The 17,826-nt window shown below is 71.8% G+C and carries 13 protein-coding genes; 5 read left to right on the top strand and 8 right to left on the bottom strand.

The genetic code is table 11. The annotated features are described in order from the left end of the window. Both ACIQPR_RS27755 and ACIQPR_RS27750 read right to left on the bottom strand, forming a co-directional pair. A complete protein-coding gene (locus ACIQPR_RS27755; RefSeq protein ID WP_403653508.1) occupies window positions 1–1,530 on the bottom strand; it encodes an ABC transporter ATP-binding protein in 1,530 nt (509 codons plus the stop codon). Continuing rightward, window positions 1,511–2,563, bottom strand: coding sequence for a BMP family ABC transporter substrate-binding protein (locus tag ACIQPR_RS27750; RefSeq protein WP_403653505.1), 1,053 nt, complete (start codon window positions 2,561–2,563; stop codon window positions 1,511–1,513). The genes ACIQPR_RS27755 and ACIQPR_RS27750 overlap by 20 nt, the downstream gene beginning before the upstream one ends. A gap of 309 nt (window positions 2,564–2,872) precedes the next feature. Between ACIQPR_RS27750 and mtnA the strand changes: the two genes are divergently transcribed. Continuing rightward, window positions 2,873–3,904, top strand: coding sequence for an S-methyl-5-thioribose-1-phosphate isomerase (mtnA, locus tag ACIQPR_RS27745; protein ID WP_403653502.1), 1,032 nt, complete (start codon window positions 2,873–2,875; stop codon window positions 3,902–3,904). A 54-nt stretch (window positions 3,905–3,958) separates the two neighbouring features. On the opposite strand, the gene mtnB is transcribed toward mtnA, so the two are convergent. The 3 genes from mtnB to ACIQPR_RS27730 are packed head-to-tail and all read right to left on the bottom strand — an operon-like array spanning window position 3,959 to window position 5,885. Next, a complete protein-coding gene (gene mtnB, locus ACIQPR_RS27740; RefSeq protein WP_403653499.1) occupies window positions 3,959–4,567 on the bottom strand; it encodes a methylthioribulose 1-phosphate dehydratase in 609 nt (202 codons plus the stop codon). Continuing rightward, the gene (gene mtnC, locus ACIQPR_RS27735; protein ID WP_403653496.1) at window positions 4,564–5,289 is read right to left on the bottom strand and encodes an acireductone synthase; all 726 of its coding nucleotides are present in this window, start codon (window positions 5,287–5,289) and stop codon (window positions 4,564–4,566) included. Before mtnC ends, mtnB begins: the two co-directional genes overlap by 4 nt. Then, window positions 5,286–5,885: a 1,2-dihydroxy-3-keto-5-methylthiopentene dioxygenase gene (locus ACIQPR_RS27730; protein ID WP_403653493.1), complete on the bottom strand. Its 600-nt coding sequence runs from the start codon at window positions 5,883–5,885 to the stop codon at window positions 5,286–5,288. The genes mtnC and ACIQPR_RS27730 overlap by 4 nt, the downstream gene beginning before the upstream one ends. Window positions 5,886–6,324: 439 nt before the next feature. Here ACIQPR_RS27730 and ACIQPR_RS27725 point away from each other — a divergent pair, with 439 nt between their 5' ends. From ACIQPR_RS27725 to mtnK, 4 genes are read left to right on the top strand one after another with little or no spacing between them, the layout of a single operon-like run. Beyond that, window positions 6,325–7,422, top strand: a complete 1,098-nt coding sequence (locus tag ACIQPR_RS27725; protein WP_403653490.1) for a substrate-binding domain-containing protein — start codon at window positions 6,325–6,327, stop codon at window positions 7,420–7,422. Further along, entirely contained in the window at window positions 7,409–8,929 is a 1,521-nt protein-coding gene (locus ACIQPR_RS27720; protein ID WP_403653487.1) for a sugar ABC transporter ATP-binding protein, read from the top strand. The genes ACIQPR_RS27725 and ACIQPR_RS27720 overlap by 14 nt, the downstream gene beginning before the upstream one ends. Window positions 8,930–8,954: 25 nt before the next feature. Then, a complete protein-coding gene (locus tag ACIQPR_RS27715; RefSeq protein ID WP_403653484.1) occupies window positions 8,955–10,001 on the top strand; it encodes an ABC transporter permease in 1,047 nt (348 codons plus the stop codon). 22 nt (window positions 10,002–10,023) lie between these two features. Further along, complete coding sequence (gene mtnK / locus ACIQPR_RS27710) at window positions 10,024–11,184, top strand: S-methyl-5-thioribose kinase (protein ID WP_403653481.1); 1,161 nt, start codon at window positions 10,024–10,026, stop codon at window positions 11,182–11,184. A 165-nt stretch (window positions 11,185–11,349) separates the two neighbouring features. Here mtnK and ACIQPR_RS27705 read toward each other — a convergent pair whose 3' ends face one another. The 3 genes from ACIQPR_RS27705 to glpK all read right to left on the bottom strand — a co-directional run bounded on the left by ACIQPR_RS27705 (window position 11,350) and on the right by glpK (window position 17,762). Then, complete coding sequence (locus ACIQPR_RS27705; protein WP_403653478.1) at window positions 11,350–14,364, bottom strand: hypothetical protein; 3,015 nt, start codon at window positions 14,362–14,364, stop codon at window positions 11,350–11,352. A gap of 233 nt (window positions 14,365–14,597) precedes the next feature. Then, a complete protein-coding gene (locus tag ACIQPR_RS27700) occupies window positions 14,598–16,214 on the bottom strand; it encodes an FAD-dependent oxidoreductase (protein WP_403653475.1) in 1,617 nt (538 codons plus the stop codon). A 9-nt stretch (window positions 16,215–16,223) separates the two neighbouring features. Then, entirely contained in the window at window positions 16,224–17,762 is a 1,539-nt protein-coding gene (gene glpK / locus ACIQPR_RS27695) for a glycerol kinase GlpK (RefSeq protein ID WP_403653471.1), read from the bottom strand. Between the last annotated feature and the right edge of the window lie 64 nt (window positions 17,763–17,826).

Raw genomic sequence — 17,826 nt, 5'->3', positions numbered from 1 at the left:
TCAGTCGACGGCCTCCGCCGGTGCCGCGGCCCCGCCCGCCATGGCGAGCCCCAGCGTGCGTTCGTCCGCCTCGTCCTTCGGGTACGTCGCCGTGACCCGGCCCTCGTACATCACGAGGACCCGGTCCGCGAGGCCGCGGATCTCGCTCAGTTCGGCGGAGACCAGGAGCACGGCGTGACCGGCGTCGCGGTGGGCGACGATCTGGTCGTGGATGTTCTGGATGGCGCCGATGTCGACCCCGCGCGTGGGCTGCTCGACGAGCAACAGCGGTGCCTCATGGGCGAGTTCGCGGCCGATCAGCAGCTTTTGCAGATTGCCGCCGGACAGCGCGGAGGCGGGCACCTCGGGGGTGGCCGCCTTGATGCCGAAGCGCTCGATGAGCCGCCCGGCGTGGGCGCGGACGGCCGCGGGCGGCAGCAGTCCCCTGGTGGACAGGGAGGTCCGGTGGTGGCCCATCGCGAGGTTGTCGGCGACGCTGGCCGCCGGTGCCGTACCCACCGCGTGCCGGTCCTCGGGGACGTAGGCGAGCCCCTGCGCCCGGCGCTCGGTGGCCGAGGCGTGGGTGATGTCCCGCCCCTTGAGACGCACCTGTCCGGAAGCGACCGGCCGCAACCCGGCGAGGGCCTCGATCAGCTCGCTCTGGCCGTTGCCCGCGACGCCCGCGATCCCGACGATCTCCCCGGCGCGGACGGACAGGCCCACATCGTGGACGCCGTCCGTGGTGAGGTCTCTCACGTCCAGGACCACGTCACCGGGGGTGCCGGGCGGGTGGACCCGGTCCAGTTCGACCGCGCGGCCGGTCATCGCGGCGGCGATCTCGTCGGCGGAGGTGTCGGCGGTGACCAGGCGGGCGACCACCCGGCCGTCCCGCAGCACGGTCACGTTGTCGCTGCCTTCGAGCACCTCACGCAGCTTGTGGGTGACAAGGATCACCGTACGACCCTGCGCGGCCAGCGACTTGAGGACCGCGAACAGGGCGTCCGCCTCGGCGGGGGTGAGCACGGCGGTCGGTTCGTCGAGGATCAGCGTGCGGGCACCCCGGTGCAGCAGCTTCAGGATCTCCACCCGCTGGCGCAGCCCGACCGGCAGCTCGCCGACCCGGGCGTCCGGGTCGACGGCGAGCCCGTGCTCCGCGGCCAGCTCACGCACCCGGCGGCGGGCGGCGGCCCGGTCCACCAGGCCGAAGCGGCGCGGCTCGGCGGCGTAGACGACGTTCTCGGCGACCGTCAGCGAGTCGAACAGCTTGAAGCTCTGGTGGACCATGCCGAGCCCGGCGGCCATCGCGGCGCTCGGGTCGCCGAAGGCCACCTCGCGGCCGTCGATCCGCACGGAGCCCGCGTCGGCGCGCTCCATGCCGTAGAGGATCGACATGAGGGTGGACTTGCCGGCGCCGTTCTCGCCCATGAGGGCGTGGATCTCGCCGCGTCCGACGGTCAGGTCGACGGCGTCGTTGGCGAGCGTGCCGGGGAACCGCTTGGTGATTCCCCGGAGCTCGACCGCGACGTCGACGTCAACTGGCTGCGGGGTCATCGACCTTCAGCTCTCCGGAGACGATCTGGTCGCGCAGCGCCTTCACCTTCGCGAGGACGTCCTTGTGCTGGGCGATCACGCACTTCGACGAGTCGACGCCCGCCTCCAGACCGGTGAGGCTGATGCCGCCCTCCTTCAGGCCGTACGACACCGTGGTGCCGGACTTGCCCGCGAGGACCTGCTCGACGCCCTTCTCCACGGCTACGTCCGTCTTCTTGATCACGTTGTCGACGACCGTGCCGGGGGAGGAGACGCACTGGTTGACGTCGACGCCGTACGCGAACGCGCCCTTGGCCTTCGCGGCCTCGAACACGCCGTAGTTGCCGGCCGCCGCTGCCGCCATGATCTGGTCGGTGCCCTTGGAGAGCAGGGAGTTGGCCTGCTCCTTGGCGCGCGCCGAGTCGTCGAACGGGGACTGGCCGCCGACGAAGCGCGTCGACGCGGAGGTCTTCGCCGCGACCTTCTTGGCACCGGCAGCGAACGGGTCGCTGTAGCGCCGGAACTGGGGCGTGTCGAGCACGTCCACCGCGCCTACCTTGCCGCTCTTGCTGAGCAACCCGGCCTCGGCGCCCGCGAGATAGACGCCCTCGTGCTCGCGGAAGACCGCGCAGGTGACGTTCGTGAAGGCCTTCGTCGTGCACGCGTCGATCATCAGGAACTGCTGCTTGGGGTGCGCCTTGGCCTGCTGCGCGACGATGTCGGCGAACTCGAAGCCGACCAGCACGATCACGTTCGGGCCCGCGTCCACGGCGGCCTGCACGTTCTGCTGCTGGGACGCGGTGTCCGTGGACTCGTAGACCTTCTCGGTCCCGTCGTGGGTCTTCGCGGCGGCCTTCACCCCGGTGACGGCGAGCTTCAGGAACTCGTTCTGGCCGACCGCGTCGGGCGTGACCAGTGTGAACGACTTCCCGCTGCTGCCGCTGGCGCTGTCCGAGGCATCTGTCTTGGCGGCGGCGTTGCAGGCGGTGGCGGCGGTGACCATGAGCGTGGTGGCGGCGACGAGCTGGAGGGTGCGACGTGATCTGCGGAGCATGGGGACCTTCCGGGGGTACGGCAAGGCGCGCTCCGGCGGGAGCGCGTGCGACCAGATGGTGAGACAGGGGAGACGAGGGGTGGACGCGAGAGGGACAGGTCAGCGTCGACAGCAGTCGCTCGCGCAGCGGCCGTAGTCGAGGAAACGGCGCATCGTCAGCAGCACACGTCCTCCTTCGTCTCGGCCTTCGGGCTGCGGCTGCTGGACTTTAACATTGCTTTTAAGACACCTGCTCGACTGTCTCGAACTGTGGTTCTCCCTGGTCATGTACCGTGTCCGGCACCATCGGAACAGCAGGAGTGTCCCGTTATGTCCCAGGAATTGCGCGCGGTCGAGTGGACCGGCAGCAGCCTCGCGCTCATCGACCAGACCCTGCTCCCGCACCGCAACGAGACGGTTGATGTCCACGATGTGGACACGCTGGTCGACGCGATCCAGCGGCTCGTGGTGCGCGGTGCCCCCGCGATCGGGGCGGCCGGCGCGTACGGCGTCGCGCTCGCCGTCATCCAGGGCGAGCGCGAGGGCTGGACCGAGACGGAGGTCCGCGCGGCCGTCGCCCGCGTCCGCGAGGCGCGGCCCACCGCCGTCAACCTCATGGTGTGCGTGGACCGGGTCATGACCCGCTTCGACGAGGGCCTCGACGCCGTCCTCGAAGAGGCCGCCGCCGTGCAGCGCGAGGACGTCGCCGCCAACCGCGCGATGGGCTCGTTCGGCGCGGACTGGCTGGTCCGACGGGTGGGCGTGGAGCGGCCGTTGAGGCTTCTGACGCACTGCAACACCGGCGCGCTGGCGACCGCCGGGTGGGGCACCGCGCTCGGCGTCATCCGCGAACTGCACGCGCGTGGACTGGTGGAGGTCGTCTACGCCGACGAGACCCGCCCCCTCCTCCAGGGATCACGCCTGACCGCCTGGGAGTTGGTCCAGGAAGGCATCCCGCACTACGTCCAGGCCGACGGCGCCGCCGCCGGCACGATCCTGCGCGGCGAGGTCGACGCGGCGATCGTCGGTGCCGACCGCATCGCGGCGAACGGCGACACCGCGAACAAGGTGGGCACGGTGGGGGTGGCCCTGGCCTGCGCGGACGCCGGCATCCCGTTCCTGGTGGCGGCGCCGACCACGACGGTCGACCTCTCGACGGCGACCGGCGCGGAGATCCACATCGAACTCAGGGGCGAGGCCGAGGTGTTGGAGTGGTCGGGGGTGCGGACGGCTCCCGCCGAGTCACGCGGCCACAACCCCGCGTTCGACGTCACCCCGGGCCGGCTGGTGACCGGACTGGTCACGGAGCGGGGCGTGTTGGAGGTGTCGGCCGGTGAACTGCCGGGCGACCGGCTGAAGTAGCGGAAGGGGCCCCTGGATTCGGCGAATTCCAGGGGCCCCTTCCGCGTTCCCGCACTAGCGCTGGGTGAGCTCCAACTCCAGCAGCCACTCCACCACTTCGGTGTGATGCCGCGCCTGACGAGGATCGGCGCCCCACACGTACAGCCCGTGCCCGGCGACGACGACGGCCGGCATCCGGGGATCCCGGGCCGCCTCCAGCCGGTCCCCGAGCACCTTCATGTCCTGGCTGTTGGCGATGACCGGCAGGGTCACCTCGACGTCGTGCGCGGGCTGACCGACGCCCTTGAGCATCTCGACGTCCTTGAACACGATCCCGCCCGGCTCACGCCGACCCATCGCGACGGACGCCACGGTGTGCACATGGACGACCGCACCCGCACCGGTCAACGCGGCGACCCGCGCGTGCAGTTCGGCCTCGGCGGACGGCCTGCCGCCCTGGACGGCGGCACCCTGCCCGTCCACCAACACCACGTCGGCGGGCGTCAGTTCGCCCTTGTCGTGCCCGCTCGCCGTCACGGCCAGCCGCAGCGGGTCCCGGGACAGCACCACGGACAGGTTCCCGGAGGTCCCCCGCATCCAGCCGAACGAGGCGAAGCGGGCGGACTCGGCGGCGAGGACCGCCCCGGCCTCCTTCAGGTCGAGGTCGCTGATCTCGCTGCTCACGTGGTGCTCCTTGAACCGGTGACACTGATCTCGTCGAACGTCCCCGCCTGCGCGTGGTCGCCGACTCCTTGCTCGAAGTAGGGCTCTCCGGGCCGCCGTACCCCCACCGCGTGCCAGCCCGCGGCCACGGCCGCGTCCAACTCGCCGGGCCGGTCGGAGAGGAAGAGCAGCCGGGACGGCTCGACTCCGGTCGCCGCCGCGATACGGCGGTACGACTCCGGCTCCTGCTTGGGACCGGCGTTCTCCGTGTCGTAGAGACCGGAGAGCAGCGGCAGGAGGTCGCCCTCCGGGGTGGCGGTGAACCAGGCGCGCTGCGCGGCCACCGAGCCGGACGAGTAGACGTACAGCCGAAGTCCCGCCGTGTGCCAGGCGCGCAGGGCCGGTACGACGTCGTCGTAGAAGTGCGAGACGAGGTCGCCGCGGGCGAAGCCCTCGGACCAGATGATGCCCTGGAGGGTCTTCAGCGGGGTGGCCTTGCGGTCCTCGTCCAGCCAGGAGTTGAGGGTCTTCTCGACCTGTACGGCGTCGGCGTCCGGGTCGCCGGACAGCTCGCGCACCTGGGCGACCGCACGCGCCACCTCGGGGTCGTCGCCGCGCTCGGCGAGCAGCGCGGCGAAGCGCGAGCGGGAGTACGGGTACAGCACATCCACGACGAAACCCGTGGCGCTCGTGGTGCCCTCGATGTCGAGCACCACGGCGTCCACGGCGAACTCCGAGCTCACGCGGCGGCCTTGTCCCGCTGGTAGCCCGCGTCGATCGTGTCGTAGTCGGGGAAGCGCGAGGCGATGGTGGAGCCGGTGAAGTTGCCGATCCAGCCGTCCTCCTCGTGGAAGAAGCGGATCGCGGTGAAGGCGGGCTTCGTGCCCATGTCGAACCAGTGGGTGGTGCCGCGCGGCACGCCCAGCAGGTCGCCCTTCTCGCAGTAGACGGCGTGCACCTCGCCGTCGACGTGCAGATAGAAGATGCCGGAGCCGGAGACGAAGAAGCGGACCTCGTCATCGTCGTCGTGCGTGTGCTCCTGGAGGAACTTCGCGCGGGCGCCCGCCGCCTTCGCCGGGTACTCCGGGTCGTCGCTCGGGTGCAGACCGAGGACGTCGACGGTGGTGAAGCCCTCCTCGGCGTTCAGCTTGTCGATCTCCGGGCCGTAGGCGGCGAAGACGGTGTCGCTGTCGGCGTCGGCCGGGACGTCCTCGCGGATCGGCCACTGCTCGTAGCGGACACCGATGGGCGCGAGCGCGGCGGCGATCTCCACGGGATCGGCGGTGCGGCGCACGAGGGTCTCGGGGCCGGACTCGGACCAGGTGGTGAGCAGGGTCATGGGAGCAACTCCGAAAAAGTGGGAGGGATGTCCGGATGCCGAGACGGGCAGCGGACCGGCCGGGCAAGCGAAGGGGTGCGTCACCGTCCGTCCTACCAGCGCGGGGCCGGTCATTCGATGGTAACCGGGGTCCGTGAACAGGTCGGATGTGACGTAGTCGTTGTCTCACCTGATGAGAAAGCGGTTCCACCCCTTTGACCAATGGCCGAAACCTTTCTCATGATCTCCTTATGAAGACGCTGCTGCTCGTGCGGCGGCTGTACGTGGACTTGCTCCGGTCGACCACAGCCAGCTGTCGCTGACCACATCCGGAGCCCCGCGAGCCTTTCGTGCCGCGGTCCGCCGCCCCTGTCGCGGTGGCTGAATCCCGTTCCCCCGCTCCGGGTCCCGCACGCCCCGCCTTCACCCCTTCTGCACCACCTTGCACCTGGAGCCCCTCATGTCCCGCACCCGTGTCCCCCTCGCCGCGCTCTCGCTGGCCTCCGCGTCCGCCCTCCTGCTGGCCGGCTGCTCGCAGTCCACCGACGCGTCGAAGACCAGCGCCGACACCGCCGCCTCGGCCTCGGCCGCCACGGGCAAGAAGCCGGCCCCCTTCAGCAAGGGCACGGTCAAGGTCGCCCTCGTACGGCAGAGCGGCGCCGGCGACTACTTCGAGCAGTGGGGCAACGGCGCCAAGGCCCAGGCCAAGGCCCTCGGCATCGACCTGACCGTGTACGACGCCCAGGCCGACAACGCCAAGCAGGCCACCGACCTGTCCTCCGCCATCAACTCCGGCGCGCAGGCGATCATCGTCGACCACGGCTTCCCGTCCACGATCCAGCCCGAGATCGACCAGGCCGTGAAGAAGGGCATCAAGGTCGTCGTCTACGACGTCGACCAGACCAACAAGTCCGTGATCAGCACCGAGCAGGACGACGCCAGCATGGCGCAGGCCGTCCTCGACGTGATGGCCAAGACGGTCGGCAAGGACGCCAAGGTCGGCTACGTCAACGTGGCCGGCTACGCGGCCCTCGACAAGCGCAACACGGTGTGGGCGAAGGAGGTCGCCGCCCAGGGCTGGAAGCAGCAGTTCAAGGTCGGCAAGGTCACCGACTCGACGGCCACCGACAACGTTCCCCTGGTCTCCGCCGCGCTCACCCAGCACTCCGACGTGGTGGGCGTGTTCGCCCCCTACGACGAGCTGGCCAAGGGCACCGTGCTCGCCGTGCAGAACAAGAAGCTCCAGGACAAGGTGAAGGTGTTCGGCGCGGACGTCTCCAACGCCGACATCCAGCAGATGACCGCCACCGACAGCCCCTGGGTCGCCACGGCGGGCACCGACCCCTCGGCCGTCGGCGCGGCCGTCGTGCGCACCACCGCGCTGGAGCTGGCCGGTCAGCTGAACAAGTCCTCGGTCGAGTTCCCGGCCGTGGCCATCACACAGGACTTCCTGCGCGAGAAGAAGATCGCCAACATGGACCAGCTCCGGGCCGCGCTGCCCGCGCTCAACCTGTCCCAGGTCGCGACCGCCGACTGGATCCCGAATGTCGCCCACTGAGACAGCGGCCGTAGGTCTCCGCGACGTCAGCATGGCCTTCGGCGGCAAGACGGTGCTCGCCTCCGTCTCGCTCGACATCGCACCGGGCAGCGTGGTCGCGCTGCTCGGTGCGAACGGCGCCGGCAAGTCCACGCTGATCAAGATCCTGTCGGGCGTGCACACCGACCACGGCGGGGAGGTGCGGGTCGCGGGGGAACCCGCGGCTCTCCAGTCCCCGTCCGCCGCCCGGCAGTTGGGCATCCAGACGGTCCACCAGCGGATCGGCGAGGGCATCGTGCCCGGCCTCTCCGTCGCCGAGAACCTGGTCTTCGAGGAACTCGCCCGGCGCCGCGGCAACCCGTTCCTCAACGGCCGCCGCGTGCTGGCCCGCGCCCGTGAGATCCAGGCCGGGCTCGGACTCGACTGGAGCGATGCCGTACTGCGCCGGGACGTCACCGAACTGGGCATCTCCGACCGCCAGTTGCTCATCCTGGCCCGTGCCCTCGCCACCCGCCCCCGGCTGCTCGTCCTCGACGAACCGACCTCCGCGCTCTCCGCCGCCGAGGCCGAACGGCTCTTCGCGCTCGTCGAGAAGATGCGCGACGACGGCATCGCGGTCCTCTACGTCTCCCACCGCCTCGGCGAGATCGACGCGCTCGCCGACCGTCTGGTCGTCCTGCGGGACGGCCGTCTCACCGAGGACCAGGTCAAGCCCTTCGACTGGGACAGCGCCCTGCGCGCGATGCTCGCCCAGGCCCACGAGGCGACCTCGGCCCGCCCCCAGCGCGACGGCGAGCACGGGGACGTCGTCCTCGGCCTGCGCGGGGTCCACCTCTTCGAGGGCCGCGCACCCCTCGATCTCGACCTCCGCGCCGGTGAAGTCACCGGTGTCGTCGGCCTGTTGGGCGCCGGCAAGACCGAACTCGCGCGCGGCCTGTTCGGCGCCGAGCCCTTCGCCACCGGCACGGTCACCCTCGACGGCAAGCCGTACGCGCCCCGCCGCCCGGCCGACGCGATCCGCGCCGGCGTCCACCTCGTCCCCGAGGACCGGCACGCCGACGCGCTCGTCCCCGGCTGGTCGCTGGCGCAGAACATCTCCCTGCCGTTCCTCAAGTCCCTCTCCCGGGGCGGGCTCGTGAACACGGGCAAGGAGGACGCCCTCGGCCGCGAGACCATCGACGCCCTCGGCGTCGTCGCCCGCGACGAGCACAGCACGGTCGAGGAACTCTCCGGCGGCAACCAGCAGAAGGTTGTCGTGGGCCGCTGGCTCGCCCACACCCCCCGTGTCCTCATCCTGGACGAGCCGTTCCGAGGCGTGGACATCGGCGCGCGGCGCGACATCGGGCGCCGGGCGCGTGCGCTGGCCGCCGAGGGGGCGGCCGTCCTCGTCCTCTCCGCCGACGTGGACGAGGTCCTTGAGGTCGCCGACCGGGTCGTGGTCCTGGCGGCCGGCGAGGTCCACCTCGACGCCTACGGCGAAGCCGCGGAACGCGACCGCGTGATCCAGACCATCTCGGCGTCCGTGTGACCCCGGCCCACTCAGGAAGTACGCCATGACCACCACCCAGAGCCCCGAGACCGCGCCGAAGGCGGCCACCCCGCCCGCGCTCTCCACCGCCGTGCTCGTCCAGAACGCCGTCATCAAGTACGGCTTCATCTTCGTCACGGTCGCGCTCTTCCTGTACTTCGCGCTGAGCGAGGGCTCCTTCCGCGAGTCGGCGACGCTCCTCGACACCCTGCGGTACGTCTCCGTCGCCGCGATCCTCGGCCTCGGCGTCACCCTCACCATGGCCGTCGGCGGAATGGACATGTCCGTCGGCGCGGTCGCCGGGCTCGGGGTCACCGTCGCCGCGAAGACGATGGTGACGTACAACCAGGTCGGCACGGTCGCGATCCTCGCCGTGCTGGCGGCGGGCGCGCTCGCCGGACTCCTCAACGCCCTGCTGATCGTCGTGATGAAGATCCCGGACATGCTCGCCACCCTGGGCACCATGTTCGTCATCCAGGGCACCAAACTCATCCTGGTCGACGGCCAGTCCATCTCCGCAGGCATGACCCAGTCCGACGGCACCACCGCCCCCGGCAAGTTCACCGACGGCTTCCTCCGCATCGACCGCGGCACGCTCTTCGGCATCCCCATCTCGGTGGTGATCTTCGGCGCGCTGACCGTCGTCGCCTGGGTGTTCCTGGCCCGCACCCGCTGGGGCCGCGTGCTGTACGCCATCGGCGCCAACCCGGAGGCGTCCCGCCTGGCGGGCATCCGCGTCGGCGCGTACCGGGCGCTCGCCTACGTCCTCTCCGGCGTCCTCGCCTCCGTCGGCGGCCTGATCCTGGCCTCGCGTATCGGCCAGGGAGACGTCTCCGCCGGCACGTCACAGCTGCTGGAAGCGGTCGCGGTCGCCCTCGTCGGTACCTCGGTGCTGGGCCGGGGCCGCCCGAACGTCTGGGGCACGGCCCTCGGCGCGGTGCTGATCGGCATCATCACCACCGGTCTCACCATCAAGGGCCTGCCCTACTACACGCAGGACGTCGTCGAGGGCGCGGTCCTCATCCTCGCCCTGGTCTTCAGCTTCACCCTGTCCAAGCGCCGCACCGCATAAGGAAGTTCGAGGAGTTCGCACGATGGGCTACCGCATCCTGGAGACCGACGACGTCCCGGCGTACCTGCACGAGCGCGGCCACTGGGCGGACGTGAGCGACATCGCCGTCCGCGAGGTGTCGGACGGCAACATGAACCGGGTGTTCCTCGCCTCCAACGCCGACGGCAGCCAGCGCCTCGCCGTCAAGCAGGCGCTGCCCTGGGTGCGGGTGGCCGGCCCCTCCTGGCCGATGAGCCCCGAACGCGCCGACGCCGAGGCCCGCGCCTACGAGCAGGTGGCCCGGGTCGCCCCCGACAAGATCCCGGCGATCCACGGCTACGACGCCGACAACTACGCCCTCGTCATGGAGGACATGTCGGACCTGGAGGTCCTGCGCACGCTCCTCAACGAGGGCGCGTCGTACGGCCCGGACACCTCCGTCCGCATCGGCGAGTTCGTCGCCCAACTGGCCTTCGCGACCAGCGACGTCGGGATGCCGTCCGCCGACCGCAAGGCGCTGATCGCCGCCTCGGTCAGCCCGGAGCTGTGCAAGATCACCGAGGACGTGGTGCTGTCCGAGCCGTACATCGAGCACGAACACAACCACTGGCTCCCGGAGTTGACGGACCTGGCCGCGGAGTTCCGCGCGGACGCGCGGCTGCGCACGGAGGTCGCCGACCTCCGGTACACGTTCATGACCAGCGCGCAGGCCCTCCTCCACGGCGACCTGCACACCGGCAGCGTGATGGTTGGCGAGCGCGAAGGCGCCCCGGTGGTGCGGGTCTTCGACCCCGAGTTCTCCTTCGTCGGCCCGGTCGGCTACGACCTCGGCCTGTACTGGGCCAACGTCCTGGTCTCGGAGGAACGGGCACGCGCGCTGGGCACCCTGTCCGACCACGCCGACCAACTCCGCCTCTCCTGGCAGGCGTTCGAGACCGAGTTCCGCCGCCTGTGGCCGACCCGCGTCGACACCTTCTTCGACGACGCCTTCCTCGACCGCTTCCTGTCCCGCGTGTGGACAGACTCCGTCGGCTACGCCGGCACCGAGATCGTCCGCCGCATCATCGGCTTCGCCCACCTGACCGACCTGACGACACTGCCGGACCCGGTACCTGCCTCCCGGCGGGCACTGTTGCTGGGGCGCGAACTCATCGTGCGGCGGGCCGAGTTGGCGTCACCGGAGGCGATCCGCGCACTGGCCTGAGCCTTCGGGGGAGTCTTCGGTGTGAGCGGTCCCGAGGCTCGGGTGGTCGCGACAGGGTGTCGTCCCTCCGGGGGCCGGGGGCGGGGTGCCGGATCCGGCCTCGACCTCCCGGTCGGCGCTGCTGCCGCACGGTGCGAACTCGTCGTACCGTTGGCCGAGTTGACGTCACCGGAGGCGATCCGCGCGCCGGCCCGAGCCCTCGGACGGGGGTCTCGGGACGGTGTGGTCCCGCGGCTCGTGCGGGCCCGGCAGGAGATTGCCGCTCCAGGGGGCGCGGGATGCCGAGGACGTGGCGTGGGTCGCGAGGTGGGTCTGGAGGCGGTGGTGTCGGAACTCGAAGCTCGCGCCGGACTGTCGTAGGAGACCTCGGTGGTGGGCGTCCTTCAGGAACGCCATGAGACGCCAGGGCATGCGGCCCGTGGCCGCGAGCCAGACGCGGGCGATCGTGAAGCGGCCCCAGGCGCTCAGGGCGAGGGCCGCCGTGCCCAGCGGGAGCCAGAGTTGGACGCCGATGTGGACCAGGCCGCCCCAGTCGCCGGGCAGCGCCACCAGCGGTACGCAGACGACGGCCACCAGCAGCGCGATCATCCCGCCGCGGGCGAAGGAGGCGGCGCGGTCCGTGCGCAGCGACGAGGCCGGGCCGGCCGCGCGCATGACGTCCGAGGGCACGCTCAGCGCGCGGTAGACACCGCAGACACAGCCGCCGACGAGACCTACCAGCACCCCGCCGGCCAGCAACGGCGGCAGACAGCGCCGTAGGACACCCGACGGCGGGCCCGCCGTGAGCCAGGCGCGGGCGGTCTCCGGGAGGACGGACCGCAGGTTCGCCGCGTACACCGTCGTGGTCGCCGGCGTGCCCCGGGTGAGGGTCAGCCGGGCCACCACCGTGCCGTCACGGGACTCGAAGACCGTACGCCGGGAGACGAAGGCGACACAGCGGCGGTCGGCGACGAGCGGGAGCGCGCAGTCCGGGGGCTTCGTGCCCGGAGGGTAGGCGATCGGACGGGCACCGCCCCCGGGGAGCAGCAGGGTTCCGCGTAGTGCGTGCCGGGTGGTCGCCGTGCGCAGACCGGGGCGCTCCGAGAACTGCCAGATGTCGATCCTCCGGCCCGAAAGCCCGGCCGTGGAACCGGACTTGAGCACGGTCACCCCGGTCGCCGCGAGCCCCGCCACCGTGCACGCGGTCACCCCGACCAGCAGCGCGGCGGCGCCACCCCGCACCACGCCGGTCGCGAACCGCCGGGCGATCCGGCCGGCCCGCGCCGGGTGCCCGGTGTCCTGACCGGCCCGGCGGCCACTCACCAGCAGCGCCGCGCCCACCCCCGCGCAGGTCACCCCGACCAGCCCGGTCCACACGTTGCCGGACCGGCCGGCCAGCACCGTGCCCGCCGCGACCAGCCCGCCCAGCAGCAGGACGGCCCCGCAGGCCCGGGCCGGCGCACGGCCGGGGCCGCCGGTCCAGGGCAGACCGAGCGGTACCGGGTGCCGGGACAGCCCGGCGATGCCGAAGAACAGTGTGAACAGCAGGGAGAACAGACAGCCGCCGAACAGATCGGGCACCCAGCCGTCCGTGACCGCGCCGAAGCGGAAGCCGAACCGCAGATCGTCGGCCCAGGCCACCCCCGCCCACAGCAGGGCGCTCACCGACGCCGTGATCAGGGTCTGCCGCAGCAGCGGACGCCGCTGCGGGGGCGCGTTCCCCGACGGCAGCAGGAACGCCTCCCCGAACGCGAACCCCACGGTCTGGCCCACCAGGGTGGCCAGCACCGACGCCAGGTCCTCCACCCCGGACAGCTCGTCCGCCGCCCGCGCCACCGAGACCGGCAGCACGACCAGCGACAGCAGGCCCAGTGCCAGCAGCCCCGGCGCCAGGACCGAGACCGCGCGCGGCAGCATCGACTCCAGCTCCCACCACGCCAGCCGCCCGCTGCCGCGCCGCTCCAACGCCTGTGCCAGCACGGCGAGTCGGCGCAGCGCGGCACGGCCCGCCTCGGATCCGGCATCGGCGTACGCGGCCGGCACGAACGCCCCGAGCAGATGCTCCTCGACGGCCTCCGCCGTGGGGAAGCGGTCCGGGTCGAGCAGTTCGGACGGGTCGCGGGAGGTGTCGCCGTAGACCGCGCGGGCCAGCGCCACCATCAGGGGAGTGGTGAGGGCGCGCGCCGCCGGGCAGTGCGGCCGGGCCGTCACCGCCCGCAGCACGGGCGTCCACACCGTGCCCGGCTCGCCGTCCGCCGTACGCAGCGGGCGGGCCGTCCGCTCCAGATGGGCGCAGGCCTGCGCGAGGCCGAGCGGACGCAACTCGACCACCTCGGCCCCGGTCAGCACATCGCCCTCGGTCACCGCCGTCGCCCACGCCTCGGCCCGGCTGGTGAGCAACAGCGGGAGATCGTCGTCGAGTTCGGCGTTGATCCGGCGTACCGCCTCCCCGTAGACCGGGCGGGGCAGTTCGTCGAAGCCGTCGAGGACCGGCAGTACGAGCCCCGCGTCCAGGAGGCCCCGGGCGAGGGTGTGCCGCGGGTCGGTGGCGGCGGCCAGCGGGCGGTGCTCGGCGGCCAGCCGCTCGGCGAGCCAGTCGCGCAGCCCGGTGCGCCGGGGGTCCCAGCCCGCCAGCGGGAAGATCACCGGCACCGGTCCACCGGGCCGCCGCGCGGCCAGCCGCCCGAGCACGAACCGCAGCGCCAGCACGCTCTTGCCCGAGCCCGGACCGCCCAGCACCACCAGCCGCCGGCCGGGCAGCGCGGCGAACGACCCGGTGACGTCCTCGATCCGCTGCCCACGGGGCGCGGGCAGCGGCCGGGCCCGCCTGATGTTCTCCGGGTGATCCGCCAGCCACCGGTCCGCCGGGGCCCAGGCCACGTCCAGCGGGGCGGGGTCCTGGAGCCGCCGCAGCCTCGCCTCGGCGGCCCACTGCTCCCGTACGGCCTCGGCGAGCGCGTCGGCGGCCCGGCGGCGGTCCTCGCCGGCCGAACGCGGGGCCGGATCGGCGTCGCCGCGCAGTACGTCGGCGACGAGCGCGGCGACCGACACGACCGCGCCGATCACCGACACCATCACCCCCGCGGTGGCCGCGTCGCGCCACCACACCCGCAGCACGGCGGCGAGCGCCGCGAGCGCGCCCCCGCACACGGCGTAGCCGAGGCGCCGCCGGACCCGCGCACTGTGCCATCCACCTTGCATACGACCGCTGCTCCCCGGGCCGGACCCCATGGCCCGACCGTTGTGTCGGAAGCCAACTGTTCTAACGGGCCGGGCGGGCCGCGAACCGCCGGTCGCCAACCCGTGTGACGGAGCGCGCGGAATCACCCGAGGGGCGTGCGGAAGCGTGAATCACCGATGCGGCCGGGGGGCGGTTCCCGGTACGGCCGAGGGGCGGCTCCCGTCCGGGAACCGCCCCTTGAGCGCCGTGGCGACTACTTCTTGTCGAGCAGGTCCTGGACCTTCGCGCGGACCTCGTCCGTGGCCAGGCCGCGGATCGTCAGGGTGGTGCGGCGGCGCAGGACGTCGTCCTGGGTCTCGGCCCACTCGTGGTCGCGGGCGTAGACGACCTGCGCCCAGATCTCCGGGGCGTCGGGGTGCACGCGCTGCCCCAACTCCGGGTCCTCGTTGGCGAGTCGGGCGATGTCGAAGGCCAGCGAGCCGTAGTGGGTGGCCAGGTGCTTCGCCGTGTCGGCCGCCATGCGCGGGCCCGGCGCGGGGTTGTCGACGAGCAGGCGGTGGGCGACCGCGCGCGGGTTGGCGACACCCGGCAGCGGGAGCTTCTTCGGGAGGGAGGAGATCGGCTCGAAGTCCTCGCCGAGCGGGCGGCCGGGGAGGGCCTCCAGCTTCTGCATGACCGTACGGCCGATGTGCCGGAAGGTGGTCCACTTGCCGCCCGCGACGGACAGCATGCCGCCCCTGCCCTCGGTCACCACCGTCTCGCGCTTGGCCTTGGCCGTGCTGCCGGGACCGCCCGGCAGCACGCGCAGGCCCGCGAAGGAGTACGTGATCAGGTCACGGGAGAGCTGCTGGTCGCGGACCGAGAACGCGGCCTCGTCCAGGATCTGCGATATGTCCTGCTCGGTGACCGAGACGTCCGCCGGGTCGCCCTCGAACTCCTCGTCGGTCGTGCCGAGCAGCAGCATGTCCTCCCAGGGGAGGGCGAAGGTGATGCGGTACTTGTCGATGGGGGTGGCCAGCGCCGCCTTCCACGGGGAGGTCCGCTTCAGGACCAGGTGCGCGCCCTTGGAGAGGCGGATGGAGGGCGCCGCGTTCGGGTCCTCCATCTTGCGCAGGTGGTCCACCCACGGGCCGGTCGCGTTGAGCACCAGGCGGGCGCTCACGCCGAACTCGTCGCCGGAGGTGGTGTCGCGCAGCTCCGCGCCGGTCACCCGGCCCTGGGTGAAGCGCAGACCGGTGACCTCGGCGTGGTTGAGGACGACCGCGCCCGCCTCGACGGCCGCGCGGACCGTCATCAGCGCCATGCGGGCGTCGTTCATCTGGTCGTCGCCGTACACGGCCACGGCCTTGAGGTTCTGGGTGCGCAGCTCGGGCACGTCCTGCGCCGCCTTCGCGGGGGACAGGAGGTGGCCGACGCCGTCGCCGAACGCGGAGAGCGCGGAGTAGGCGAAGACGCCCGCCCCGAGCTTCGCCGCACCGTGCGGACCGCCCTTGTACACGGGGAGGTAGAACGTGAGCGGGTTCGCCAGGTGGGGGGCCACCTGGCGGGAGACCGCACGGCGCTCGAAGTGGTTCTCCGCGACCAGCTTCACCGCGCCGGTCTGCAGGTAGCGCAGACCGCCGTGGAGCAGCTTGGAAGAGGCGGAGGAGGTGGCGCCGGCGAAGTCGCCGGCGTCGACCAGGGCCACCCGCAGCCCGGACTGCGCGGCGTGCCAGGCGGTGGAGATGCCCAGGATGCCGCCGCCGATGACGAGGAGGTCGTACGTCGCCTTGGAGAGCTGCTCCCGGGTCTCGGCCCGGCTCGGGTTCGAGCCGGAGGCCGGGTGCGTACCGAGGGCAGGCACGGACTGTCGGGTGGACTGACTGGTCATGTGGGGTTCTTACTCCTCGTCGTCGAGCCAGCCCATGGTCCGCTCCACGGCCTTGAGCCAGCTCTTGTACTCACGGTCGCGCTTCTCCGCGGCCATGTTGGGGGTCCACTCGGCGGCCCGGCGCCAGTTGGCGCGCAGGTCGTCGGTGCTGGTCCAGAAGCCGACGGCGAGACCGGCGGCGTAGGCGGCGCCGAGGCAGGTGGTCTCGGCGACCATCGGGCGCACCACGGGGGCGTCCACGAAGTCGGAGAGGGTCTGCATCAGCAGGTTGTTGGAGGTCATGCCGCCGTCGACCTTGAGCGCGGCCAGCTCGACGCCGGAGTCCTTCGTCATGGCGTCCGTGATCTCACGGGTCTGCCAGGCGGTGGCCTCCAGGACGGCACGCGCGAGGTGCGCCTTGGTGACGTACCGGGTCAGGCCGGCGATCACACCGCGGGCGTCGGAGCGCCAGTACGGGGCGAACAGACCGGAGAAGGCCGGCACGAAGTAGGCGCCGCCGTTGTCCTCGACCGAGAGCGCGAGCGTCTCGATCTCGGCGGCGGTGGAGATCAGGCCCATCTGGTCGCGCATCCACTGCACCAGCGAACCGGTGACGGCGATCGAGCCCTCCAGGGCGTAGACCGGCGCTTCGTCGCCGATCCGGTAGCCGACCGTGGTCAGCAGGCCCGAGTAGGAGTTGATGATCTTCTCACCGGTGTTCATCAGCATGAAGGTGCCGGTGCCGTACGTGGACTTGGCCTCGCCCTCGGAGAAACAGGTCTGGCCGAACAGGGCCGCCTGCTGGTCGCCGAGCGCGGAGGCGACCGGGATGCCGCCGAGCAGCTCGCCGAGGCTCCCGCCGGTGACCTCGCCGTAGACCTCGGCGGAGGAGCGGATCTCGGGGAGCATGTTCAGCGGGACGCCGATGGACTCGGCGATCTTGTCGTCCCAGGCCAGGGTGTGCAGGTTCATCAGCATGGTGCGGGAGGCGTTGGTGACGTCGGTGTAGTGCTTGCCGCCGTTGACACCGCCCGTCAGGTTCCAGATGACCCAGGTGTCCATGGTGCCGAAGAGGATGTCGCCGGCCTCGGCGCGCTCGCGCAGGCCCTCGACGTTGTCGAGCAGCCAGCGGGCCTTGGGGCCGGCGAAGTAGCTCGCCAGCGGCAGGCCGGTCTCGCGGCGGAAGCGGTCCTGGCCGACATTGCGGCCCAGCTCCTTGCAGAGCGCGTCGGTGCGGGTGTCCTGCCAGACGATGGCGTTGTGGACGGGCTCACCGGTGTTCTTGTCCCACAGCAGCGTGGTCTCGCGCTGGTTGGTGATGCCGATGGCCTTGATGTCGTCGCGGGTGATGCCGGCCTTCTCGATGGCTCCGGCGACGACTTCCTGGACGTTTGTCCAGATCTCGGTGGCGTTGTGCTCGACCCAGCCCGGCTTCGGGAAGATCTGCTCGTGCTCCTTCTGGTCGACGGCGACGATACGGCCGTCCCGGTCGAAGACGATGCAGCGGCTGGAGGTCGTGCCCTGGTCGATGGCCGCGATGAACGGTCCGGCGGTGTGGGCGTCGGTCACTGTGTGCTCCTGAGGGGTTCCGTGGTCATGAGGACTGGTGCTACGGCTGCTTCAGTGCTTGGAA

The sequence above is a fragment of the Streptomyces sp. NPDC091280 genome, assembly GCF_044768565.1.
Taxonomy (GTDB): Bacteria; Actinomycetota; Actinomycetes; order Streptomycetales; family Streptomycetaceae; genus Streptomyces.
This window is presented reverse-complemented; position numbering and strand designations above follow the sequence as displayed.